Annotated in this window: 20 protein-coding genes; 14 read left to right on the forward strand and 6 right to left on the reverse strand. The window is 39.5% G+C overall.

What is annotated here, in order from left to right:
- The first annotated feature begins 12 nt into the window (after positions 1-12).
- The 12 genes from H6G05_RS20415 to lnt all read left to right on the forward strand — a co-directional run bounded on the left by H6G05_RS20415 (position 13) and on the right by lnt (position 16,855).
- Entirely contained in the window at positions 13-1,107 is a 1,095-nt protein-coding gene (locus H6G05_RS20415; protein ID WP_199310685.1) for a glycosyltransferase, read from the forward strand.
- 362 nt (positions 1,108-1,469) lie between these two features.
- Positions 1,470-2,264, forward strand: a complete 795-nt coding sequence (locus H6G05_RS20420) for a glycosyltransferase family 2 protein (protein ID WP_190580918.1) — start codon at positions 1,470-1,472, stop codon at positions 2,262-2,264.
- 53 nt (positions 2,265-2,317) lie between these two features.
- A complete protein-coding gene (locus H6G05_RS20425) occupies positions 2,318-3,100 on the forward strand; it encodes a glycosyltransferase family A protein (protein ID WP_190580920.1) in 783 nt (260 codons plus the stop codon).
- Between the two features lie 31 nt (positions 3,101-3,131).
- On the forward strand, positions 3,132-4,466 hold the full coding sequence (locus tag H6G05_RS20430) for a flippase (RefSeq protein WP_190580922.1): 1,335 nt from the start codon (positions 3,132-3,134) through the stop codon (positions 4,464-4,466).
- Positions 4,467-4,489: 23 nt separating this feature from the next.
- Positions 4,490-5,053: a serine O-acetyltransferase gene (locus H6G05_RS20435; RefSeq protein WP_190580924.1), complete on the forward strand. Its 564-nt coding sequence runs from the start codon at positions 4,490-4,492 to the stop codon at positions 5,051-5,053.
- 645 nt (positions 5,054-5,698) lie between these two features.
- On the forward strand, positions 5,699-6,394 hold the full coding sequence (locus H6G05_RS20440; protein ID WP_190580926.1) for a hypothetical protein: 696 nt from the start codon (positions 5,699-5,701) through the stop codon (positions 6,392-6,394).
- Between the two features lie 603 nt (positions 6,395-6,997).
- Positions 6,998-7,933: an NAD-dependent epimerase/dehydratase family protein gene (locus tag H6G05_RS20445; protein WP_190580928.1), complete on the forward strand. Its 936-nt coding sequence runs from the start codon at positions 6,998-7,000 to the stop codon at positions 7,931-7,933.
- 104 nt (positions 7,934-8,037) lie between these two features.
- Entirely contained in the window at positions 8,038-9,318 is a 1,281-nt protein-coding gene (locus tag H6G05_RS20450; protein ID WP_190580930.1) for a glycosyltransferase family 4 protein, read from the forward strand.
- Between the two features lie 1,165 nt (positions 9,319-10,483).
- Complete coding sequence (locus H6G05_RS20455; protein ID WP_190580932.1) at positions 10,484-11,491, forward strand: hypothetical protein; 1,008 nt, start codon at positions 10,484-10,486, stop codon at positions 11,489-11,491.
- 407 nt (positions 11,492-11,898) lie between these two features.
- Positions 11,899-14,103 (forward strand): GumC family protein, encoded by a 2,205-nt coding sequence (locus tag H6G05_RS20460; protein WP_190580934.1) that lies wholly within the window; start codon positions 11,899-11,901, stop codon positions 14,101-14,103.
- A 303-nt stretch (positions 14,104-14,406) separates the two neighbouring features.
- Positions 14,407-15,213, forward strand: a complete 807-nt coding sequence (locus H6G05_RS20465) for a WecB/TagA/CpsF family glycosyltransferase (protein WP_190580937.1) — start codon at positions 14,407-14,409, stop codon at positions 15,211-15,213.
- A gap of 103 nt (positions 15,214-15,316) precedes the next feature.
- Positions 15,317-16,855 carry an apolipoprotein N-acyltransferase gene (gene lnt / locus H6G05_RS20470; RefSeq protein WP_190580939.1) on the forward strand — a complete coding sequence of 513 codons (1,539 nt, stop codon included), beginning with the start codon at positions 15,317-15,319 and terminating at the stop codon, positions 16,853-16,855.
- Positions 16,856-16,861: 6 nt separating this feature from the next.
- Here lnt and H6G05_RS20475 read toward each other — a convergent pair whose 3' ends face one another.
- From H6G05_RS20475 to H6G05_RS20485, 3 genes are read right to left on the reverse strand one after another with little or no spacing between them, the layout of a single operon-like run.
- Positions 16,862-18,565 (reverse strand): TPM domain-containing protein, encoded by a 1,704-nt coding sequence (locus tag H6G05_RS20475; protein ID WP_190580941.1) that lies wholly within the window; start codon positions 18,563-18,565, stop codon positions 16,862-16,864.
- Entirely contained in the window at positions 18,555-19,817 is a 1,263-nt protein-coding gene (locus H6G05_RS20480) for a nucleotidyl cyclase domain-containing protein (protein WP_190580944.1), read from the reverse strand. Before H6G05_RS20480 ends, H6G05_RS20475 begins: the two co-directional genes overlap by 11 nt.
- 59 nt (positions 19,818-19,876) lie before the next feature.
- Complete coding sequence (locus H6G05_RS20485; protein ID WP_190580946.1) at positions 19,877-20,566, reverse strand: response regulator; 690 nt, start codon at positions 20,564-20,566, stop codon at positions 19,877-19,879.
- Between the two features lie 491 nt (positions 20,567-21,057).
- Between H6G05_RS20485 and H6G05_RS20490 the strand changes: the two genes are divergently transcribed.
- Positions 21,058-21,810 (forward strand): DUF561 domain-containing protein, encoded by a 753-nt coding sequence (locus H6G05_RS20490; protein WP_190580948.1) that lies wholly within the window; start codon positions 21,058-21,060, stop codon positions 21,808-21,810.
- 182 nt (positions 21,811-21,992) lie between these two features.
- On the opposite strand, the gene H6G05_RS20495 is transcribed toward H6G05_RS20490, so the two are convergent.
- Both H6G05_RS20495 and H6G05_RS20500 read right to left on the reverse strand, forming a co-directional pair.
- Positions 21,993-22,406: an HNH endonuclease gene (locus tag H6G05_RS20495; RefSeq protein ID WP_190580950.1), complete on the reverse strand. Its 414-nt coding sequence runs from the start codon at positions 22,404-22,406 to the stop codon at positions 21,993-21,995.
- Positions 22,407-22,616, reverse strand: coding sequence for a hypothetical protein (locus H6G05_RS20500; RefSeq protein WP_190580952.1), 210 nt, complete (start codon positions 22,614-22,616; stop codon positions 22,407-22,409).
- Between the two features lie 538 nt (positions 22,617-23,154).
- Between H6G05_RS20500 and H6G05_RS20505 the strand changes: the two genes are divergently transcribed.
- Complete coding sequence (locus H6G05_RS20505; protein WP_190580953.1) at positions 23,155-23,826, forward strand: phosphatase PAP2 family protein; 672 nt, start codon at positions 23,155-23,157, stop codon at positions 23,824-23,826.
- Here the strand turns inward: H6G05_RS20505 and H6G05_RS20510 are convergent.
- Complete coding sequence (locus H6G05_RS20510; RefSeq protein WP_190580955.1) at positions 23,823-24,809, reverse strand: diacylglycerol/lipid kinase family protein; 987 nt, start codon at positions 24,807-24,809, stop codon at positions 23,823-23,825. The two genes, H6G05_RS20505 and H6G05_RS20510, sit on opposite strands and share 4 nt — an antisense overlap.
- Between the last annotated feature and the right edge of the window lie 479 nt (positions 24,810-25,288).

The following is a 25,288-nucleotide window of genomic DNA, read 5'->3' on the forward strand; positions in this document are numbered from 1 at the left end:
AGTGAACTAATTATGAAGATAGCAATTTTTTTAATGGATCTTGGAGGAGGAGGAGCTGAAAGGGTAATGGTCAACTTAGCTCGGGGATTTTTGAATCGTGGCATGGAAGTTGATCTAGTTTTGGTAAAAGCAGAAGGTCCTTATCTCTCGCAACTTCCTCAAAATATCAATGTTGTAGCTTTAGATTCTCCCCGTCTTATCTCCAGTTTGCCTGCCCTAATTACATATCTAAAAACAGTGCGACCTTCAGTGCTAATGTCTGCTCTCGAAGATACTAACCTAGTCGCATTGTGGGCTAGAAAACTAGCTAATGTTCCTACTCAAGTAATTGTTACAGTACATAATAATTTATCTCGCGAATCTCAAAATGCAACACAGCTAAAGAGAAAACTCACCCCACAGTTAGTAAAACTTTTTTATCCTTGGGCTGATCAAATTGTCGCAGTTTCTGAAGGAGTTGCTCAGGATCTCATTAAAATTGGTCTACCTCGCCAAAAAATTCACGCCATCTACAATCCCATTATCACAGCCGATCTCCTAGAGAAATTAAAGGAAACACTCGATCATCCTTGGTTTTTACCTGAACAACCACCTGTCATTATTGGCGTAGGTAGATTAACGAAACAAAAAGATTTTTCCACCTTGATCAAGGCTTTTGCACAGGTCAAAAAGCAAAAATCATCGCGCTTACTACTGCTTGGTGATGGCGAAGAACGTTCTACCCTCGAAAATCTAGTGCAATCATTAGGTCTAACCCAAGATGTTCAGTTTATGAATTTCGTGGCAAACCCATACATATACATGGCAAAAGCCTCAGTATTAGTTTTATCTTCCGCTTGGGAAGGTTTTGGTAATGTTTTAGTGGAAGCGATGATATCTGGTACTGCTGTTGTTTCTACGGATTGCGAAAGTGGTCCCGCCGAAATTTTAGCGAATGGAAAATTCGGTAGGTTAGTTAAAGTTGGTAACGTGGAAGAGATGGCAAAAGCAATATTAGAAACACTAGCACATCCTCCTGAGATAGAAGCTTTAAGAGCACGAGCTAATGAGTTTACCCTTGAGAAATCAATTGCTGGCTATCAGCTTCTGTTACCCGCTTCCCAGTGAAAGATTACACGTTGCGATCGCATTGAGAATTTCGCATATTATTTATTAATATTCGCCACATTACCGCTCAATTAGTAATTATATAAAAGTATCGATACTAGTGAAGTATCCAACCATGCCAACTGGCGGAGACCTTTGATATATCTTTGATACGGGCTACTAATTGCATGACCTATATTATGTGATAAAGTGTCAATGCTAACCTATGCAAATTTGTTTTAAAAAGCTAATTTAGCAACTAGGATACAATAATCAGTCTGTTAATTTCGTCTATGTAGTGTTTTGCTTAGACTTAAATTAAGACTTTAAATTACAGAGTCTCAAACAATGCTCACCACACTTCTAGCTGGTGTTACTTAACTATGTTAGTTTTCATCGTTCCCGTTAAGAGAAAGCAATCGGCTACGTCTTGGTCTGAGCTATGCAAGTTATTTGAGCGTTCTCTCCGCTCCATATGCAATCAAACCTCAACAGACTTTAAAGTGCTAGTTGTTTGTAATGAGAAACCTGAAATTGAGTTTGAGCATCCTCAGGTGGAGTACTTGGAAGTGGACTTTCCCGTACCAGCCCCTAACTATAATGCCAAAGTTGATGATCGGGCTAAACGGGTTGTAGCTGGGCTTTTAGCTGTTAAAGCTCTCCAACCAAGCCACGTCATGTCAGTGGATGCCGATGATTGTATAAGCTCTAAAATTGCTGAGTTTGTGAATCAGCACCCATCAGATAACGGTTGGTACGTTAATGGTGGTTATGAGTACGAAGAAGGTAGTAATAAAGTTAATGTCCGCCGTAAAGATTTTCATAAGATTTGTGGAACTTGTAACATTATTAATTACCGTTTATACAACTTGCCAGAGAAGATGTTACCTTACAACGAATTAGCAGGTTATGACCGTTTTTTGGGTGGTCATCCTTTAGCTAAGGGAGATCTGGCAGAACGCGGTACACCGATCGCTCCACTTCCATTCCCAGGAGTTGTATTTGTGCGCGATCGCGCAGGTGAAAGTGTCTCAATGCAGGAAGGTTTAATTGCTAAATTACAACGCAACCCCAAAGAAGTATTGCGTGGCTACAAGAAAGCCATATTAGCTCCCTTTAACGAACAACTGATTACCCCAGAAATTCAGAAGGAATTTAACCTATTCCCAATTCGCTAGACATATTTACCCAAAAATCATCACAAATCGTAAGTATTAGGGAAGAAATTATCGTGTTAGCTTTTATCATTGCACTCAAGAGTTCGCAAGTATCAAGTTCATGGGGACTAGTCTGTAAGTTATTTGAAAGAACATTAAAATCTGTCTGCAATCAAACTTCAGAAGACTATCGAGTAATTGTAGTTTGTCATGAGAAACCCGAAATTCAATTTGAGTCTCCACAAGTAACTTACATTCAGGTCGATTTTCCTATCCCAGGCTCAACATTTGCTAGTAAAGACAAAGATAAAATGCGAAAGATGCAGGTTGGGCTATTACATGCTCAGAAAATCAATGCTTCCCATGTCATGTTTATCGATGCCGATGATTGTATAAGCAAGCATATAGCCCAATTTGCTAGTCAAAATCCTGAAGAAAATGGTTGGTTTTTTAGTAAGGGTTATGATTATAGAGAAGACATATGCTTATTACGCAAACGCAATAAAAATCTCCACTTACGCACAAATACAAGTCATGTTGTCAAAATAGATTTGTTAAAACCAGAGATGAACTTATCCTCAGATGAGATTGATGCCGACTGCGGTTTAAATCATCCCCACACAGCAAGAGTATTGAGTAAAAGAGGAACTCCGCTCAAAGTATTACCTTTTAGAGGTGTTATTTACATCACAGATAATGGAGAAAATATTTGGTGGAATCAAGAGGCGCTTGAGCCAAATCGCAATAGTATTAAGAATTCCATAACTCTTCTAATCAAAGGTTTATATCAATTTTTTATTACTCAGGCAGTTACTAATTCCATACGTGAGGAATTTAGTCTATATCCGATAAATTAGCGAGTAAGAGATCTCAATCCTTAAGGGAACTATGTTAACAAAGCTTAAACAGCTTAAATCATCTATTCACAATCGACTTCATCCCGAACAGCTGAAAATCATTAAGAACATTGGCTGGTTAGCATCTGAGCGCGTTTTTCGACTAGGTGTTTCTTTTGTAACAATGGCATGGACAGCTCGCTATCTGGGCGTAGATCAGTTCGGCTATTTCAATTATGCATTTGCTTTTGTATCAATGTTTACTCCTCTGCTGCAACTAGCATCAGATTCGATCATCTTTAGAGATTTAATTAACCACCCAGAAAAAAAAGAAGAAATCCTTGGTACGGCTTTCTTTATTCAGTTCATTATTGGAGTGATCATTTTTTGCTTGTCTACTGTCGCGGTATTACTATTTCATAGTTCCGATCCACTGATTTATAAATTAGTAATTATCTTAGGGACAGGTTCTTGCTTAGTAAGTTTTGGAGTTATAGAGTCTTGGTTCAACTCATTAGTGGAAGTCAAGTATCCAATCTGGGTAAGAAATAGTGTATTTTCTCTAGCAACATTATCGCGCGTAATTTTGCTGTCAATCAAAGCACCCATTGAATATTTTGCTTGGTTAGTTGTTGCTGAGAGCCTTTTAAATGCTATTGGTTTTACAATCGTCTTTCGGATGACTGGTCACAATATCTTGGCGTGGCGATCTAACTGGAAATACGCTAAGGAATTGATGAAGGTTAGCTTCCCTTTAATTTTCTCCTCTCTAGCCATAGCAGTTTATATGCGAATTGATCTAATTATGCTTGGGCAACTATCAAGCCCCCAAGCAGTAGGTACTTACTCTGCGGCTGTAAAACTTTCAGAGTTATGGCCATTTGCTTCAACAATGCTGGTTAAGTCCATAGCGCCATCTATTATTGCCGCCAAAAAAGTTAGTGAAGAAAGTTATTATCGGAAGCTCCAAAATCTGTGCAATTTACAAGCAATCTTAGTCTACTGCATAGCCATTCCTATGACATTTCTCGCTACCCCTTTTGTTGTTTTAGTTTTTGGCAAAGATTATGCTCCATCGGGTATTGTTTTATCTATTCACATTTGGTCGTCTATGTTTTTGTTCTTAGGCTATGTTAAAGAAATATGGATTACGACTGAAGGTAAGACTTGGTTTGCTTTCGCATTTACGATAGTCGGGGCTACGATGAATGTGTTGCTTAATTTCATATTAATCCCCCCTTATAAGGAAATTGGTGCTGCTGTGGCAACAGTAATCTCTTATTGTTTTGCTGATTATGTGATGTGTTTTGTATACCCATCTGTGCGACGTTTTGGCTGGATGATGACCCAAGCAATGAGTTTAAATTTAATCAAACCCAAATTCTAAATTCCTTAGAAATCTATTTTAGTATGCTAGAGAATTTCAGAGCCGATATAGATAGATATGTAGTATTGAAAAAGAAGTCTTGGTTGATCTTACTTCTTACAGAGCAAGGACTATGGGCTTTAGCTGAGTACCGTTTTAGCTCTTGGAGACATAACTATGTCCATATTCCTTTGATTCGCCAAGCTTTACATCTCGTGGGGGTAGTATGGCATAAACTCGTTGAAATCATGACAGGTATCAGTATTCCCTATAGTGTCAAGATTGGGAAAGGACTTTATATCGGTCATTTTGGAGGGATCTTTATCAATGAAGATGCTGCTATTGGTGAGAACTGTAACTTAAGTCAGGGTGTGACAATTGGTGTTGGTGGTAGAGGCGAAGCAAGAGGATGTCCTAAGATTGGCGATCGCGTTTTTATGGGACCTGGAGCAAAAATATTTGGAGCAATTACTATTGGCAATGATGTGGCGATTGGGGCAAATGCAGTCGTGACAAAAAATTTACCTGATGAAGCTGTTGCGGTTGGTATCCCTGCCAAAGTTGTTAATTTGAATGGGTCTAAGGACTATATTATGCTGCGAGATTAGTTCTTCAGAAGGCAGTATGCAATACAAACTATAGATTCAGTCACTTTCATTAAGACAACTCAAAACCTAAAAAGCTAGAGTCGGCACTTTGACACTAGCTTTTTAGGTTTATGACCTAATAAGACTGGCGATCGCTATATCTAAATAACGTGAGTTCGGGATAAGCTACAAAATTTAAAAAGCCAAAACAGTAAAAGCCTCGCGAAGCGAGGCTTTTACTGTTTTGGCTCCTAGTTTGGGTTAATTGCAAATTGGCTCCTAGAGAGAGTTTGCAATTAACCCGAACTGAGGTTAAATACCAATTCACGAAAGTGTGACAAAACTTTTGTGAATTGAAAACCAAACCCAGTAAAGGTTTTAAAAACACAAAATGGCTACGCCATTTTGTGTTTTGGCAAATATATTGGTCAAACCAATTAGGCTTCAGCCGTTTTTTTGCTTACTGTGGTCAGTTCATACTTGTACTTTTTCAAAGCAAATTTTGCTTAAGCTCAGAATAGTACTTTTTGTCATATTCCAAGCCTCTAAATTAATTTTCATACAGTTACTATACAAAACACTAACATTTTGTTAACCTAATGTTAACAATGCATTAATCCTAAGTTAATGTAGGGTTAACCATTATGTAAACTAGGTTAAGATGGAATGAGCAAAGTTCAAGCTACCTCCAAATTTCTTTCTTTAGGTATAAAGATAGACATTAAGCTATTAATTACATTCATCCCAAGTTTACTATTCTTAATTGTGGGTATCACAACTGGATACTCTTTTGGAGTAACGCCTAGTCTTTTGCTTGGAGATCTTGCTGACATAGCAGGCAAGATTAATCCCTTATATGGTTTATTCACCAACATTGGTGTTTTGTGTTGGATTGCAACTGCAACAGTATGTTTATTCACAGCTATTACATTACGAAAATTAAAATCTAAAAAAATATTTAATTTTTTGATATATTCAGGAATCCTGTCAGCATATTTAGGTATTGACGATGCTTTTATGCTTCATGACTTCGTAGCACCGATTTACTTAAAGATTTCAGAAAATTTTATTTTGGCATCCATATTAATTGCCTTCATAGTTTATATAGTCAGATTTTATAAACTTATTCTAGCTAGCAACTATACCTTCTTTATTCTGGCGCTATCCTTCCTAACAATGTCATTGGGCTTAGATGTATGCCTAAAGTTTTTTGAAGAGACCGCTAAGATTGATGTAAATGTTGGTTTGCCATTAATCCTTGAAGATGGATCTAAATTCCTTGGTATAACTAGTTGGTTAAGTTACTTTATATACTATTGTCATGATTTGTTAATGAGTATTTTGGGCAAAGACACTCACTAATAAGCACTACTTGATTTCTATATATTTCACTATACATACAAATAAATAAAAAATCTTTGGCTGAAACAATATGGGCTTTCTGGGTTTTCGGAGAAGCCACTATAGTTTTTAATTTGACCTGTTATCTATAAATCCTCAACATTCCTAGCTTTAAAAGCCTTACGCCAGTGTTATACATTGTCGTTAAGCAAGGCTTGTTGCAAATATTTAAGTGCAGGATAAAAACTTGAAATGCACTCCTATCAAGAGCTTAAAATGATAGGCTCAAAATCCTTGTTTAGTATTGTTTTTGGGCTGTTTTGGTTTTCTACATTTGATTTTTCCTATACATTTAGTGCAAGTGTACATATTAATTAATCCTAAAATCTTTACCTAGAAGTCATTTTCAGCGATGACGAGAAAAGCACGGTATGGTTTAATACAAAAACACTCAGCAAGACTCAAACCTTTGGTGTGAAAGGCTTTCATCTTTGATTGGGTTTGATTTATTCTTAAGAACCCAGAAGATCGAATAATACTTGTTTACTTACTTTGAGTATTTGGTTGTTCCTTAGCTCTTTTCTTGCATATCAAGTATTATAAAATCACTAAACAACAAACATTATGCAAAAGCAATTAAACATTTTAGTAACAGGTGGTGCAGGTTTTATTGGATCTGCTGTAATTGCAAATCTACAATCCGTGGGGCATAACATTCATGTCATTGACAACTTGTCCTTCGGCAATCGAAAATTTCTAACAATTCCCGATACTCATTTTCATAATGTCGATATCTTGAATGCAGAGCAACTGGATTCATTAGTTCAAACAATCTCTCCTGATTGGTTAATTCATCTAGCTGCAATTCACTTCATCCCATACTGCAATCAAAATCCTACAGAAGCCAGTCTTACAAATATTCAAGGCACAATCAATGTATTGAGTGCAGCTAAGAAGCTAAAAAAATTAGAAAAGGTTTTCTTTGCTTCCACAGCAGCAGTGTATCCCATCGTCGATCAAGCAATTCCAGAAAGTCATCGCCCTGAGCCTACAGATATTTATGGCATTTCTAAGTTGGCTGGGGAGTATCTAATGAACGAATTCTATCTGCAAACATCGATCCCAACGATCATTGGTCGATTTTTTAATGCTTTTGGTCCCAATGAGACCAATGCCCATGTTATCCCTGAAATTCAGCGACAGGTTAACTTAGGAGCAAGAACAATTCAGCTAGGGAACCTTGATCCCAAGCGGGATTTTATCCATACCTCTGATATGGCGATCGCAATCTCAAAACTTCTCAATAAGTTTGATCAGGGCATTGACACCTTCAATATCGGTCGAGGTATTGAGTACTCCATTAGAGAAGTAGTTCAAGCATTTGAGCAGTCATTGGGAGCAGAAATCACGATCCAAGTTGATCCTAGTCGTGTGAGAAAAGTTGAGCGGATGCACTTATTAGCTGACATTTCCAAGCTTACCAGTTTCATTAATTGGGAACCGCAAATTAGCTTGAGCCAAGGCATTAATACACTTATTGAAACCCAAGAGTCTCTCTAAGCTATGTAAATTAGCTGTTTTTTTTTGTGATGAATCTTGACAAGTATGTTATTCCTTAATTCTATTCCTTTGTTAACCAAGTAACTCAAATTAATTGCCAGTATATGTCTACCAATTCTCCCAAGAAGAAAGTTCTATTTCAACTCCCAGTTAAGTTAAAGCCGATTTATTACGGCACTCAACCTAGAATATTAGGGATTTTGAAGTACTTCAATGATCGCCGCGATCGCATATCTGTAGATGTGGTAGTTGCTAATCAATGGCTCAAAGAATCGTACATTACTCCCAAATGGGATGACGAACAGACCCAAGAAGCTCTGAAGTTTGTTGATAACGTATTCATATACGAAGCTAGGCGCAATTTGCTCGAATTTTTATACACCCGCAGCAAAATCTTCTACTATCAAGTTCTATGGAAGGAACAGATGCCCATTGATACAGACTTCTATTCGCCTCCTGGCTATGTCAACTATGTGCGTTCCCTAGGCAAACGCAACACATACGATTTTGCTTGGATCAACACTGTCAACTTTGCCCATCTTGCCAAACCATTCCAATCGACTTCCACCAAGACAATCATCGATACCCATGACATCATGTGTCGTCTTCGTAAAGTCCTTAAAGATGTACTTAATTACAAAGGACTAAAGTTTGATTACGATCTAAATTTTGAGAAGGAAGTTCAATTGCTTAACACCTTTGACGTAGTAATTTCTGACTCCAATTACGAATTTACAACCCTAAAAAATTATCTGTCCGCCGATAAGCTCTCCTCAATTCCCCACTGTGTGGATGTCCTTGGTAGTGATGCGGAGCTAATTCCCTATCAAGAGCGAAACTTTAAGTATGACTTATTGTTTCTTGGTATGAGCAATCCTCAAAATGTCGATGCTATGAAATTCTTTCTAGGTGAAATTTTCCCTAATATTGTCAAGGGGAAACCCGATGTACGCCTCGCGATCGCAGGCAAGATCAGTAACGATATTCAAAATATCTGTAACGATCTCCAAGTCGATCCTCAACTGCTACAGAACATTGAAATAATGGGCTATGTACCAGATCTATCTGCACTTTACTATGGAGCAAGATTAATGCTTTGCCCCGTTAGAACTGGTGGTGGAACCAATATGAGATTGGTAGAAGCAATGTCATATTCACTGCCCATCATTACAACTCGGCAATGTGCTGGAGCATTATCTATGCAGAATAATGTCAATGCACTCATTACCGATGATCCAGTTGAATATACCGAATATGTTCTTCAGGCATTGGCAGATCCTCAACGCGCCCAGCAGATTTCCCACGAAATCAAACAAACCTATGATCGCCAATATGCCAAATCTGTCATTTATGAACAACTAGACACTTTATTTGGCATTAACTGATATTTTCCCCAATCTCACATGGCAAATATCAACCAACGATACGAAACAAGCACAACACAGCCTAAAGTGAATGTATAGCTGCCGTCGATTGTGTTGGGACAAAAGCCCAAGAAGAGAATGGGGCGGCGCTTCGCGCAGACATTCTCTTCTTGGATTTTATGTCCTCATACACTTGGTGGCAGCTCTTACTTTTCCCGTTATCTAGCTGTTTCAGTATAACCGCCAATATTCCTACTGCCACAAGCCTTATTCTAGCGTTGTACATTGTCATTAAACAACACTTATTGCAAATATAGTTGATTCTAAAACTCTTGCCTAGAAAGCGTTTCAGAGATGACGTGAAAAGTAAGGGTGGCAGCTATACTATAGCGTTTTTCAAGCAAGCGAGGTACAAAGGTTTGTTTCTCTGTCGAAGGCGGGAAACAAACCCGTACTTTACTAGACTGATAAACGCTATAAAGCCCTAAGCTTTAATATATGGAATACCCATTCTCAAAAGAGATGTATCTTCTGCCATTTCCATCTGATGTCTTAAAAAAATATGTCAGTTAGAATGCTTAAGCCAACAAAATACACCTATAGATACAGAAGCATCGGCAAAATCTGGTATTTCTCAAATTAGAAAATGCCTCACTGTCTACGAGAAGCTGTTAAGGAATGAAGAGGATATATAACGGCATATCAAGATTGCTCATCCTCTACCTGTAATACCAATTCCCGAAAGTGTGGTGACACTTTTAGGAATTAAAAACTCAACCCAGTAAGGGTTTACAAAACACAAAATGGCGTAGCCATTTTGTGTTTTGTAAGTTTCCTGCCACTTGGCTCAAAAATCCTTAACGTATATCAATTCTAGAAAAAGGGAGGGGGGCTTAATCTGGTAACAGATTCTGTTTTTCATGGCTCAATTTAAGATTGCTATGTAGCGCTATTATTGATATTCAAACTAAACTACATATCTATTTAAAGACCATAGAATATACTTTAGAAAATTGGATGATTTATTCTTAAATAAATCAGTTTAAACTTTTATTAGTACCACATAATAGGAATTGACAAATTGCAGATTGAGAAAATCTCTTGACTATCGTCACTATTACGAAGTATTATTCGACAGTTCTTTTAAGACTTGTTAAGAAGAGTCTTAAAAGTTATTAATGAAACTATGACGCAATCTATTGAGCCCGCTAATAATTTAGTTCTTGGATTAGTAAAAAATTATGATTTTAATACCTTAAAACCATTTTTATATTCCTTGAAAAATTCAGTTTATACTGGTGATGTTTGCCTAATTGTGAGCAATGTTAGTGAAAAAACCTTGCTAAATCTTCAAGAATTTTCCCTTCATTATCCCCAATTTAGTTTTTATACCTATTGGGACTTTCCAAGCTTAAAAATCCCATACAAGTTACAAGACAAACAATTACTTTATAAAAGTCTTAATCTTTATGTACTGTTTGATATTTATCCTATTAACCGTTTACATCTTTGGGGGATTAATACCTTTAGCAAAATTGTCGCAAACTATAAACATCAAAATTATTACGAAGTTCGTGCAAATTTGATAAAGCACTATTTGCACTTGGTCAACTCTAGATTTTTCTTGTATTATTTATACATTTTGCAGTCTGAAAAAAAATATGAAAAGATATTATTAACAGATGTTAGAGATGTTGTTTTTCAGGATGACCCCTTTAACTTTGTGTTAACTGCACCGTTAAACTGCTTTTACGAAGAAGATAGAAGAATTTACGATTGCCCATACAATTCAGACTGGCTCAAGAGAAGCTTTGGGAAAAAATCTTTGTCAGAAATTGGTCATCTAAGAATATCTTGTGCTGGAACGACTATAGGGACAAAAGAAGGCATCATAAATTATTTAGAATGGATGATGGATTACATTCTTCAATCTAACTACCAACGTTTTGGTGTAGATCAAGCTGCTCATAATTTAATCTTGCACAGAAATATGATTCCAGACGTTAAATTTTATGATAATTACCAAAGTCCGGTCTTGACGATGAATTATATTGATTCCGAGAAATTGAGATTTAGTCAAGATGGATTTTTACTCAATGAAGATGCCAGTGTTATTAGCGTTTTACATCAATATGACAGATTAGCAGATGACTTAAAAAACAAGCTAAAAGCTTATAATAGTTCGCTTACGTAATATTTAGAAGACAGAAATTTCTGTGCTGGAGCCTTATTGATGCAAAATAATATCAATACACTTATTGCTGATATCCCAATCTAAAATACTGAATATAGCGCTTTTCAAACAAGCGGGGAAACACCAACCTTTGTACCACACTTGCTCGAAAAGCACTATATCTTCTAAAGTTATGGGCAGATCCTCAACTCGCCCAATCAATTTCTCACGAAATCAAGCAAACTTATGATTGCCAATACGTTAAATCTGTTATCTATGACCAACTTGACTCTTTATGTGGGACATTAGCTGATATTTTCACCAATATCACAGGGCGAATCTCAACCAATACAGAGTTGTTAGGGAGATAATGTAAAAAAATAAAATACAACCTAAATTCAATTTGGTACAGTCCTAAACTTGAACATATGGAATCTCAATCCTATCCAGAAGATATCGACTTTAGTAAATATTGGTTGATCCTGAAGCGTCAGTGGCTTCCAGCGAGTGCAGCTTTTTTGTTGGTTGTTTTGACTGCCGCAGTAATGACCATGTTTGAGAAGCCCACTTACGAAGCTCAAGGTAAATTATTATTCAAAAAACGAGATGTATCTTCCGCCCTTCTATCAGATACTCCCGAAAAAGCAGGTCAGTTAGAATCCTTAAGTCAACAAAATACACCCGTAGATACGGAAGCAGAGGTAATTCGTTCTTCCCCAATCCTTGAACAAACAATTGCCTCCTTAAATTTAAGAGATAAGACAGGTAGCGCTCTCGATCCAGAGGATCTTTCTAAGAACTTGACAATCAAAGGTATTAAGGGAACAGATATCCTCTTAATCTCCTATAAAGGTAACGATCCTAAAGAATCTGCTGATATCGTAAATAAGTTAATTGAAGTTTATATTGAGCGAAATATATTTATCAATCGCTCGGAAACGACAGCAGCCCGTGAATTTATTACTGGTCAACTGCCTAAAACAGAGCTAGCCCTACAACAAACAGAAAAACAACTACGTCTATTTGATGAAAAGAATAACGTTATTAATTTACCTGACGAAGCAAAATCAGCAGTTTCATCCTTAGCGATATTAAACCAAAAAATTGTAGAAGTAGAGGCTAATCTAGCCAACACAACGGCTCAATCAGAAGAACTCCGCAATAAAATAGGGCTAACTGCCGAGGCAGGGATGCAGTTAAACTCCCTTAATCAATCGGATGCAGTGCAACCAGTTCTAAAGGAACTACAACAGGTAGAAAGCGATCTCGTAAAGCAACGCACACGCTATACAGAAAATCACCCCGAGGTTGTTCAACTAAAAGACCGACTAGCAGCGATCAGATCTCTACTCAACGAGCGAATTGCTCAGGTTGTGGGAAATAGTCAGCCCATTCCTTTTAGTAACCTCCAAAGTGGCACTTCTGCTCAAACTTTAACTGATAGTTTTATAACAATGGAGGTAACAAAACTTGGTTTAGATAGTCAATTAAAAGCTCTTTTAGAAGCTCAGAGAGACTATCGCAGGCGAGTTAATCTTTTACCGAGACTAGACCAACAACGTCGCGATCTCGAACGGCAGATGGCAACTGCTAAATCTAAATATGAAATTTTAGTCAAACGTTTACAAGAGGTAGAGATTGCAGAGAAACAAAATGTTGGCAATGCTCGCATAGTAGCAGCAGCAACCCCACCTACTCAGCCCGTAGATTCTAAGAGGCGTTTGATTCTAGGTGGTGGCGTAGTGGTAGGTGCATTAATCTATATCATCGTAGCCTTTTTGCTCGATATTTTAGACCCATCAATTAAAACTGCCAAGGAAGCGCAAAAATGTCTCAATTATCGTTGGCTAGGTATGATTCCTCTGTTAAAGAAAAATCCAGCCCTTGCGATTCAGCCAGATTCCAAAGAGCTAGCCATAGAGCTACCGGTCAGAGATAGACCCTACTCACTAGAAAGTGAAACCTATCGGATGTTGCAGTCTAACCTGAAATCCCTAAAATCGAATCCGATGGTTAAGACAATCGTTGTAACAAGTTCGGTTTCCAAAGAAGGAAAGTCAACGATATCAGCTAACTTGGCGATCGCTCTTGCTCAATCAGGACGCAAGGTTCTATTAGTCGATGCAGATTTTCGCTATCCAATGCAGCATTATATATGGGAATTAAGTAATGCCCTAGGGCTTAGTGATGTCATCGTAGATCATGAAAAGTTGCAAGATGCGATTAAGGAAGTTGATGTAAATCTGAGTGTTTTGCCAGCAGGTTTTACTCCTCACAACTCCTTGTCACTGATTGATTCACCCCAGATGTATACCCTAGTAAAAGACTTTTATCATAACTATGATTTTGTGATTTTCGATACCCCACCTCTTGTTTTGGTTCCCGATGTATTGACTCTAGGCAAAATAGTTGATGGTATTTTGTTAGTAGTACGCCCTGGGGTTGTCGATGCGGCTAGTGCAACTACCGCTAAAGTACAGCTAGAACAATCAGATCTAAGGGTTTTAGGTCTTGTAATTAATGGCGTTGTAATCGGACAAGAGCCAGATAATTACCTACGTCACCTCAAGGATTACCATTCTGTTCCACCAAGAAATATTCTTGTTGCTAATAATAATCAACAGACAAATTAATTAAACCACTTAGGCTATACATCAAATCTTGTAAGACTAAAATACATAATAAATTCACAAACCAATTAGAAAAATAGATTTGATTTTTCTTGATAATACCTTTTGGGTATTGCAAAGAGACTGCTAGGAATAATAAAAGCGAAAATCACAAATGATTGCAAGAATCTTTCCACACATATGTTTTGAGCTTTGTGTCCCAAGCCAAATTTTCATTGCTATATATGATTTTTAACTATTATGTTATCTTTTGTTAAAAGCGTAGTTAGAATTAATTAAATAAGGCTTTACAAACTCTAATAATTCATGTCAAATAAGTTTAATTTAAAAAACTCGGTAAGAATTTTAAATATTCAGATTGACAATACCTCTGTCAATGAAATGCTTGCACATCTTCAAGAGGGAGTTGTCTTAACGCCCAATGTAGATCATTTAATGAAACTACAAAGTGATCCAGATTTTTACCGCATCTATGAATTAGCAGATTATCGAGTGTGTGATAGCCAAATTTTACTTTATGCTTCACGATTCTTAGGTACACCTTTGAAGGAAAAAATCTCTGGCTCCGATTTATTCCCAGCTTTCTGTATGTTTCACAAAGAGAATCGTGATATAAGAATCTTTTTGTTAGGTGGTATGGATGGTGTTCCAGAGAAAGCCACTGCAATGATTAATCAAAAAGTAGGAAGAGAGATTGTTGTTGGTGCGTATTCTCCACCCTTTGGATTTGAAGCAGATGAGCAAGAGTGTAGGGCGATCCTTGAAAGAATTAAACAATCTGGAGCGACTGTGCTGGCGGTGGGTGTGGGAGCGCCCAAGCAGGAAAAGTGGATTTATAGTTATAAAGATCAGTTGCCAATGATTAAGATTTTTATGGCTGTGGGTGCTGCGATTAATTTTGAGGCTGGGGTCATTAGCCGTGCGCCTCAATGGATAAGCAATTTGGGATTGGAATGGTTATATAGATTTTTGGGTGAGCCAACTCGACTTTGGAAGCGCTATTTTATTGATGACTTTCCATTTTTTTTCTTGCTGGTTAAGCAACGCTTGAGCCTATATCAAGATCCTATAGTTTCTTTGCGTCAAGAAGAAGACGATCGCTCTAATATGTAAGGTAGTCCATCATAAGTAAGAATAAAACTATGAAAAAGGTTGAGTCTCTCTTAACTGTATGGGACTAACTTCCAACTCATCCCTAATCTGTTGACGAACGTCTATGCGAAATTTACGCAATCTCCTGTTTGCTGCTTTTGGTGGAGTGTTGATGGGACTTACTCCCGATCCGTTTAGTCAGTGGTGGCTAGCATGGATCGCGTTGATTCCCCTCTGGATGCTTGCTCAAAGGTTAAAAGTCAAAGAAGCGATCGCAATGGGAGCGATGTGGGGATTTTGCTATCACGGTATGGCTCTATTTTGGATTACCACTGTGCATCCGATGGAATGGATGGGTGTACCTTGGTGGACGAGTTTTTGGATTGCCACATTGGTTTGGCTGCTGATTACAGCGTGGGGCGCGGTATTATCGGGATTATGGGCTGGGGGAATGTCTCTCCTTACGCAGAATCTCAATGTGACGAGTCGGGTAATTATTGCCTGTGCGATGTTTAGTGGATTAGAAATTGTGTGGAGTTGGGGACCACTTTATTGGACAGCCCTAGGATTTACCCAAAGCCCCCATGATTTGCTGCTGTTACAAATTAGTCGAATTTCTGGACAACAGACTATGACTTCAGCGATTGTGGCAATTAATGGATTATTTGCAGAAATTCTCTTGCAGAGAACTTGGGCGGATAAACGACGCTGTGCGATCGCAGCCATTACTCTCTTGGTTGCGATCGCGGGTTATGGTGCATGGGAAATGCAAGGCGATCGCATGACAAGCAGTAATGGACAAGCGATCAAAGCAGGGATTATTCAAGGCAACTTCCCAAATGCTCTGACTGTAAAGCCGAAAGGATGGGAAATAGCAGTTAATAACTACACCAAAGGCTACGAAAAACTAGCTCAGTCAGGAGCAGAAATGATCGTTACGCCTGAGACTGCAATTTCTTTTCTTTATCCTAATTACGATCCTCGTCGCGAACCCTTTGATCGGGCGGTGGAGAAATATCGAGTTCCAGTATGGCTAGGGGGCTTTGGTACAACTCGTAATCCCAATGCAGAAGACCCAAATAACTATACAAATAGCCTCTTTTTGATTGATGGTTCTGGCAAGATTCTCAGTCAATACGATAAAGTTCGGCTTGTGCCAGTGGGTGAATATATTCCCTTAAGACCAATTTTAGGAAATCTAATTAGGCGCTTATCGCCATTGCGTGGTGAAGTGGATGCTGGTTCTAGTGAACAATTAGTCGATACACCTTGGGGACGTTTTATCGTCGGAATTTGCTATGAATCTGCCTATCCTGCCACTTTCCGTTTTCAAACTGCCGCAGGTGGTAAATTAATTCTCTCTGCTTCTAATAATGCTCATTTTGCCTCCTATATGTCAGCCCAACACCATGCCCAAGATGTGGCTAGAGCGATCGAAAGCGATCGCTGGGCTGTCAGAGCAACTAATACTGGCTATTCGGGCTTTGTCGACCCCAATGGACGCACGATTTGGCTTTCAGATGTGAATACCTATGAAACGCATTTGGAAACAGTTTATTTAAGAGATACTAAAACTCTGTATGTCCTATGGGGCGATTGGTTAACACCTTTACTCTGTGTGATTAGTGTCGCTATTTATGCAAGATATCGCTTCGCATCCTAAAGAAAGCTACCAATCACCACCCGCACCTCCGCCATCGCTACCTCCGCCTCCAAAATCACTACTAGAAGAAGAACTACCACCATAATCGTAGGAATCATAGCTACTCGAACTACTACTGGAAGTATCACTAGAACTGTAATAGTCTGCACTACTGGAATAACTTACAGGCGCAGGGATAAAAGGATAGACAGGTTCTTCATGAAAACAGTTTTGGCATTGACGTATACTAATTGCGTCTTTAGAAGCTTTTTTGGGGAACTTCTTGGGTTTACGAGATTGCTTAAGGTCTGCTGGAGTCATTGTCGCATAGCTACATACAGGGCAAATTGTTTCTTCTTTTAAAATATTAGGCTGGCAATAAACATGCTGACGATCGCCTTTAGCAGTTTGATTGGTTGCAAGATAGCAGCGATCGCAAGAATATACTGTGTAAGTGGCATTCCCTAACTCAACAGCCTTTAACTCTGGCTTAGTTAAGTACTGATTAGTTACATCTGAAGCTACACGCTGAACAAGATTTCGACAGCTTTGACAAAAACGCTGTTCCTTCGCTAAACACATGTCAAGGTATAGGTTATTCACTATATGCAGCCATATAAATTGATATCCCATCGCCATAACTAAGTTTGTCCCTGCAAATAACAAGTGACTAGGAATTGTCAACAAAATTGAAGTACTTGTAATTAGCCATAGCACAACTAAAGCAGGTAAATGCAAAACAATGATCAAGCTAGAACGTTCAAATCCAAATCGAGTTCCTCCATAGCGCTGTATTGGAGTTTGGAAAATGACAGTTAACTGAGCCAACCAAAATTTTTCAATACTCAGCCACAACTGAAGAGAAGCAAAGGCAACTATCAAGTTAATCAGTACTGTAACCAAAAGTTGATTAATGGGCTGAATAAATAAGCTAGTTAACATTTCTTGAGATAGTACCCATGCATTGATGCTAACGGCGATCGCCGCTAGCCCAAACACCATTAACAACATTCCTAAACTAGTAAATTCCGTCAATTGAGGAATACGTAACTGAAAAACAACAGGATTTTGAAGTTCTACCCTCACTGTAGATAATGTTTGTCGCCATTCTCGAATTTTGATAACGATCAATATCGCGCCACTTAGAGCGATCGCTACGCCAATAAGCCCAATATTGCTATAAATGGGTATAAAGGGGAAAGGATAAAAATTGATTTTCTCTAAACGTCCCGCCATTTCCTCTACGCCGTTAATGATGCCTAGATCGTAATTCTGACGCTTAAACTCAGGGGTAATCAGATCTTCGATAATTTGCTTTACTTGGCGATCGCTAATATATGCTAAAATCCCTCGCCCAGACTCTATTTCAATCCTGCGCTCGTTTACTGCAATCAGAAACAATACGCCATTATCAATACCCCGTTTACCAATACCCCAAGTATTAAATAATTCTGTTGCATAGGCTTTAACCGTTGCCGATGGTATGGTATCTGGCACTGTCACTACCGCGATTTCTGAACTATTATTAGCGGCTAATTGCGAAATTCTTTGATTGAGTCGAGATTCGGTTTCGGTACTTAAAATATTTGCGACATCGCTCACCCAAGTTCCATTTAATTTTCTAGGATTGGGAATGTCACTAATGGGAATCGCATGTAAAGGTGCTGTAGGTAATAGAACTGACCATAGCAAAAATATTAAACAGATAATCCCAGCTAATTTACCCTTCATAGGTTGTTATCTCCATTCCAGAAACGTTGTACTTAATCTCGTTAAATCCTTTTACATCAACCACATCTTGCATCGTAGCGCTTAGATATAACTTACCAAATTTGCCTCTATCTTGAGCCATTTTTGAAGCGACATTGACAGGCATTCCTGCAATATCCTTAGTTCCGAATGGTAAATTGAAAATTAGAACTTCGCCTCGATCAATGCCAATCCGACAGGTGATATCTTGTTTTACTAGTTCTTGACGGAACGTTTGGGCAAAGTTGACTGCATCATGAGCATCATCAAAAGCATAAATTCCTAAGGAGCTAACCACCTTGATTTCCTCGGCTGATGTCTTGTTCAGCAGTCGCAATCCGATATCTTTCATCAAAGCTGAGAATGATAACTGATTAAACATCGAAACCTCATGGGTTTCCACAGATTCACTCTTACTCTCGATTAGCACCACCACTTTTTGCTGGATGTACCTCTCTATTAAATTATGAGTAAAACTTTGATCGATATTTTGGTTTGCGAGTTGAGTTTCATATGCCAATAAATCAGCATAAAAATCTTCGGAATAAGGAATTGGATAGCGTTGATTGTCTGGTTGCAATTCTGTCAGGCGATCGCCACCCAATACTCGATAAATATTACCGATTGCAGGATGTAAATCATCGCGTTTTTTAATGATGAAGTTGTGTTTTGCTGGAAGGCGATCGCGTATGGCTTGACTGATTAAGATCTCACCGCCACAGGTGTGATTCTCGGCAATTTCCTCGATCGCATCGGCTTCTGCTCCATACAAACCGCCACTAATCGAATAAAAACTACCATAATGAGCGCCTAGCCCAATCTTGATCTGGCAACTTTTGGCGATCGCATCTTGGATTGTTAGGAGTGTGGACACAAGGGTCGATGCGCTTAGGTCATCTGGATAAAACATTTGGGTATTGTCCGCCGCCCAAATCCCCACACTTTCACCCCCGATCGCTTTCCCATAGCCATGCACAATCTTTTTCGGTTGGTTGATGATGGCAAGAATCTCTAGCAACCCCTTTTGCTGGCAAAGCTTAGTTAGTCCAACTGAGTCTGAAGATACGCTGTAACCTATTACTTTGTGACCATCAAGGAGCTTGAGTGCATCTGCATAGGTTTGGTCGCTGCTCAGCCATTGCTCAACCAATTTCAGTGGTAGCGCACCGATGATGTCTTGAGTGACATCAAACAGATTTGTGGAATAGCGTTTTTTGCTGAGCTTTTCTAGCATAAAAGTATCTCAGTTAAATTCCTAAAAATAAAAAGGGACGCATTGCGTCCCTTTTATTTTTATTTGACCAGCCCAGCTCTAAGAGCGCGAACTGCTGCTTGGGTGCGATCGTCAGCACATAGCTTATTCAAAATATTCCGCACATGAGTTTTAACCGTGCCAACCGTAATATAAAGTCGTTCGGCAATTTCAGCATTGCTATTACCATTTACAATCTCAGACAGAACTTCTAGCTCACGTTCAGTCAGTGGTGTTGCTTGCAAAACTTGTTTGTAATCAGCCTCTGCTGCATCAATTTCTACAGTTGCCTCGCGGCGACGTACCTGCTGCAAGACAATGCTAGCGATCGCAGGATCAATCCATGAGTTACCCTCGGCAGTTAGCTTCAGCGCTTGCACCAGATTTTCGGAACTAATATCTTTGATGCAATAGGAATCTGCACCTGCGGCAAAGGCGGCTAATACTGTCTCTTGGCTATCGGTGAGGGTGAGAATCAAAACTTTAGTGGCACGACCCGCCTCTGTAGCTGCCGCTTTAATTTGGCGAGTTACTTCCACGCCATCCATATCAGGCAAGCCCAAATCAACGATCGCTACATCAGGTTGTTGGCTGTTTACTAGTGATACGCCTTCTGCGCCTGTGGCAGCCTCACCAACAAACACAAGATCAACTTGCTGTTGCAAAGCGATCTTCATGCCCATTCGGGTTAGGTCATGGTCTTCAATTAGGACAACACGAATCGAACTCATAAGCACTTGTGCAGGTTATGCATGGTCTGTATTGATACCAGAATCTCACAGAAAGGGGCAATAAAATCAAAAACACTCTAAATATCATAGGTAGGGGCAATTCATGAATTGCCCTTACTTTGCGTTCTTTTGCGTAAGTTTTACTAAGGTTATGAAGATATTGAACTTCCATAAGTTCTACCTACTCCCTTCCCAGTGAAAGAATAGACGTGGCGGCGCGAAGCGCCGCCACGTCTATTCTTTCACTGGAAATAAAACCCAAAAGATTAGTGGCGGCGCTTCGCGCCGCCACTAATCTTTTGGGTTTTGATTCGTTGCTATATGTGTGGTCAATACTTCCATTTACTCAAATATTTCTTTGGCATTAAAATATAAAACCCAAAAAATATAAGGTAGAACTTCACGCCATCTCATACTCTTTGGGTTTTACGCAAAATCGCGTTAAAGTAGTCCTACATCTAAATATTCAGTCTATTAGGATGACAAAGCTTATGTCTCGTTTACCTATTTCTTTATTCACCGCTTTTAGCCGCCGCAACGCTCTGAAGATTATTAGCGGGCTTCACAACTTCGATCGCGACTCCGTGAAAATGGTCGTGCAAGCAGCCGATCGCGGTGGCGCAACATTTGTAGATATCGCGGCTGATGCGGAATTAATTGCGATCGCTAAGGCTAATTGCTCTTTGCCCATTTGTGTATCGGCGGTTGAAGCTCACAAGTTGGCTGAGGCTGTGGCTAATGGTGCTGATCTAGTTGAAATCGGTAACTACGATAGTTTCTATGCTCAAGGTCGTGTATTTACTGCCGATGAAATCATTGCTTTGACCGCAGAAACCAGAGCATTGCTGCCTCACACCGCAATCTCTGTTACCGTTCCCCACACTTTGCCCCTCGATGAGCAAGTCACCCTTGCTGAGAAACTTGAAGCGATTGGTGCAGACATCATCCAAACTGAAGGTGGTACAAGCTCCGCTCCAACCCATGCAGGTGTTCTTGGTGCGATCGAAAAGGCTGCGCCGACCCTTGCAGCCGCCCATGCTATCAGCCGTGCAGTTTCGATCCCCGTAATGTGTGCTTCTGGTTTGAGCAATATCACTGCACCAATGGCGATCGCTGCTGGCGCGTCTGGTGTTGGTGTTGGTTCCGCCGTTAACCAATTGAATGATGTTATTTCGATGATTGCGACTGTTCGCGCTCTCAAAGAAGCGATCGACAGCAACATTGCTAACCAAGCAGTTGTGTAATCAATATTTGTTTAATTTCCTGTCAGCAAATTAGCAAAATCGATAAACTATAGCTATAGCCACCTGTATCAGGACAAATCAAAAACCAAAAAGATGAGTGGCGGCGCTTCGCGCCGCCACTCATCTTTTTGGTTTTATGTCCTAAGCAAAACTTACATTGCTAAAAAAGGCGAGCGCCTTTTTTAGCTTGGGGGATGACGACCTAATAATTCTTCTTCAGCACGAATTGCTAACATTGTGACTCTGTTTAAGTCTAATGCTTTTATGGTAGCTCTTCCTGTAGGTGTTAATCCAACAACTTTTACACCTTCCCATTGGAAATGCTTGCTCCATGACTGTTCACGCGGATTGAAAATAGTTACAGTCTCTCCTGTTTCCAAGTCCTCAACCTCTTGACGTGCGCCTTTTCTTAGCGAACAAGATACACAAGCAAGGGCTAAATTATCGGGAGTTGTTTCGCCACCAGCGACGACAGGAATAACATGGTCGATATGAAAGGTAGCTACCTGCCCTATTTGCGAGATACCGCAATATTCACAGCGATCGTCAGATCTCTGGATTACTAATCTACGAAGAGATGTAGGAATGGAAGACATTTAACTAAACTTTTGCACCCTTTGTGCCCGCAAAAAAAGTAAGGACAGAAATTCTGCTAAATCGATGAGTCCTTGAGCTTCTTGTCTTTCATTCTGAGATAACCAATGTCCTGCATCTTGGCGATCAAGTAAAAACTGAAGCCTTGCTTGAACTGCTTCTGGAAGCTGAAATTTGGTTAACTCGATGGGGATTTCTACAACTTCAAGCATAAACGTAATGTACTAAGTGCAAGTTGATTGATTTAGTATAAGGCATCCTCAAAAGTCCTGATCGCCTTTCCCATAAAATCCAGCAATTCTAATTATGAAAACGATTTTGGTGATTCCATTGCCTTCGGCAATGGAATCACCAAAATCGTTTTTTTGAAAGATCGCCGTTGGCGCTTTCAAAAAAACGATTTTTATAATGAGAATTGCTGCTTACATTGCTATACTTGTATATTAGGCTATTATAGAAATCCTATGATTACACCTCTTAGTAAGCCTATTTTTCCATGACATCACTGTTATAAAAACTGGTAATCCCAGTCTATTTAAGTTTAGCGATCGCTTACAAGATCAAATGGAACTACTTTTAGATAAAAAGAAACGCGATCGCTTGGATCTATCTTTAGATACATCATTCATGCAAAAAATAGGACTTCAATCCAGCATTTTCAAATTCAAAGGGTAACCATTTTATTGCTATATCTAGACAAAGAACTGCCTACAACACTTATAAATTTTCATCAACATTAGGAGATTGCTGATGGCGCAAGTTAGCACTCGCCTTTACTGGTTGTTCAAATCACTCATTGCTTTCACTCCCTATCTGCTGGCAGGTTTGCTAGCGGGCACGATCGTTTTAGCGCTAGGTGTTTTCATTGCTCGTTTCCTTCTATGGGATTGGTTACTACCTTTTGAAGAGTTATGCTTGATAACTCTCAAAGAATGGTCTAATCCGACCCTAGATCGATACATGATGGCTCTAACTTGGATGGCTCAGGGCGAAATTACTATTCCGATACTCATGGCGATCGCAGGAATTCTGATTTATCGAGACGAAGCAGTTCCTGCTCTGATTTTGGCGATCGGGCTAAGCGGTTCATGGTTGCTTAATGGCATTTTTAAGTCTTTCTTTCGACGTAAAAGACCTGATCTATGGGCTTCTTCTAAACGTCCGATGGATTACAGTTATCCTAGCGGTCATTCCATGAGTGCAATTTCCTTTTATGGTTTATTAGCGGCGATCTTAACGCAGTCTCTAAGTATTCCTTTAGGAATTACTATTCCCTTAGCTGCGTTTTTAACATTGGGGGTGGGCTTTAGCCGAGTGTATTTTGGTGTGCATTGGCCGACAGATGTCCTGAGTGGATGGGTTGCTGGCGGTATCTGGCTTGCATCCTGCCTATACGGACTAGTTCAAATTAGTGGAATTTAAACTGAGATGGATGGAAGATCGGTAAAAATGCTGTCAGCTTGCTCTGTTAATCCATAACTATTGTTTGCGTCAGCGAACTTTAATAGCAACTCAGGCGTAGGTACACAAATCAAAAGAGCGTCTGGAATCACTTCCACAGTGATGGGGGTAACGCCTAGGTACTGTCCGTCTGCATGAACTTCTAATGGAGGATAACTCTTAATATCAATTTTAGCAGCGCGATGAACGTTGAGGCGCTCATGGGGAAGGCGTTCACCCCGCATAGCTTTAAAGAAGTGACACAGATGATCCCATTTGGATGGGTTATCAATATATACTACATCCAGCTTGCCATCATTCATTTTTGCGTCAGGCGCTAAGGTAAATTGCACTCCATAGCGAGGACTATTGCAGATATTGACTTGCAAAATGCGTAAACGGCGCATCCGTTTGCCGTCAAGGCGCAAGACTAAGCGATGTTGTTTAAACTGCAAAAAAGCTTGAATACCTGAGAAGAAACTTTTAAAAGCAGCCCAATAATTTTTCTTGATTCCTTCTTTGACTTCATCTCCCCAAGGAAAGAGTGTCGCTTCTAGACCCACGCCCACCACTTCCACAAAGTAATGATTGTTTGCTTTGCCCATATCAAACCGACCCCGCGTTCCCTCCACCAGAGTCTGAATAGCTTGAGATAAATCGTTGGGAATATTTAAGCTAGCGGCAATGTTATTGCGGGTTCCCATAGGAATAATGCCCAACACAGTTTGAGTATGCATTAATCCTCGCGCTACGGCTTCAATCGTGCCATCGCCTCCTGCGACAATTACAAGCTCAGCACCTGCTTTTGCAGCTTCAGCGGCAAGCCTCTCTCCATCTTCATCGGGAGAAGTCGTACAGAGTTCAGCTTCGATGCCTTGATTTTGCAAAGCTTCGACAATTTCAGTTGACAGATCAGGTTTGTCAGCGGGGCCAGAGGTGGGGTTGATGATGAGTCGGGTATTCATCTCTGTCTTTTTCCTATTGGTTTGAAGTTAAAAATAATGTAAACGGTTAGGATAAAAGCCTACTCATGCACAAGTTCATTAATTTAGATCTGTCCAAAAGATGAGCCAATAGATCTAAAGTCTACGGACTATAGCAGTTTGTTGATACTTTCCCTTCCTTCTATAAGCTGATCTACCAAACTGACGAGATTAACCCACCACCAGTGAGTAAGCAGCATTTTCCCATGGTCTTTAACTGCTCAATATTTTTTGCCTTTTCTTTTCGATATAACATCGCGGCAATAAACCCAAGAATCGAGTGGCGGCGCTTCGTGCTGCCACTCGATTCTTGGGTTTTGGTTTGTACTATACTTTGACAGGGGGGAGACTTTATTTTTTAAAAGGGGAAGAATGGAAGAAAAGTTAACTTTTCTCCAAAATGATCCAAATAACATTTAGCAAAGAAGAAATAGATGCCCTACATTAGGAAAGATTCCATC

The organism is Phormidium tenue FACHB-1050 (assembly GCF_014696925.1).
Classification (GTDB): Bacteria; Cyanobacteriota; Cyanobacteriia; order Pseudanabaenales; family Pseudanabaenaceae; genus Pseudanabaena.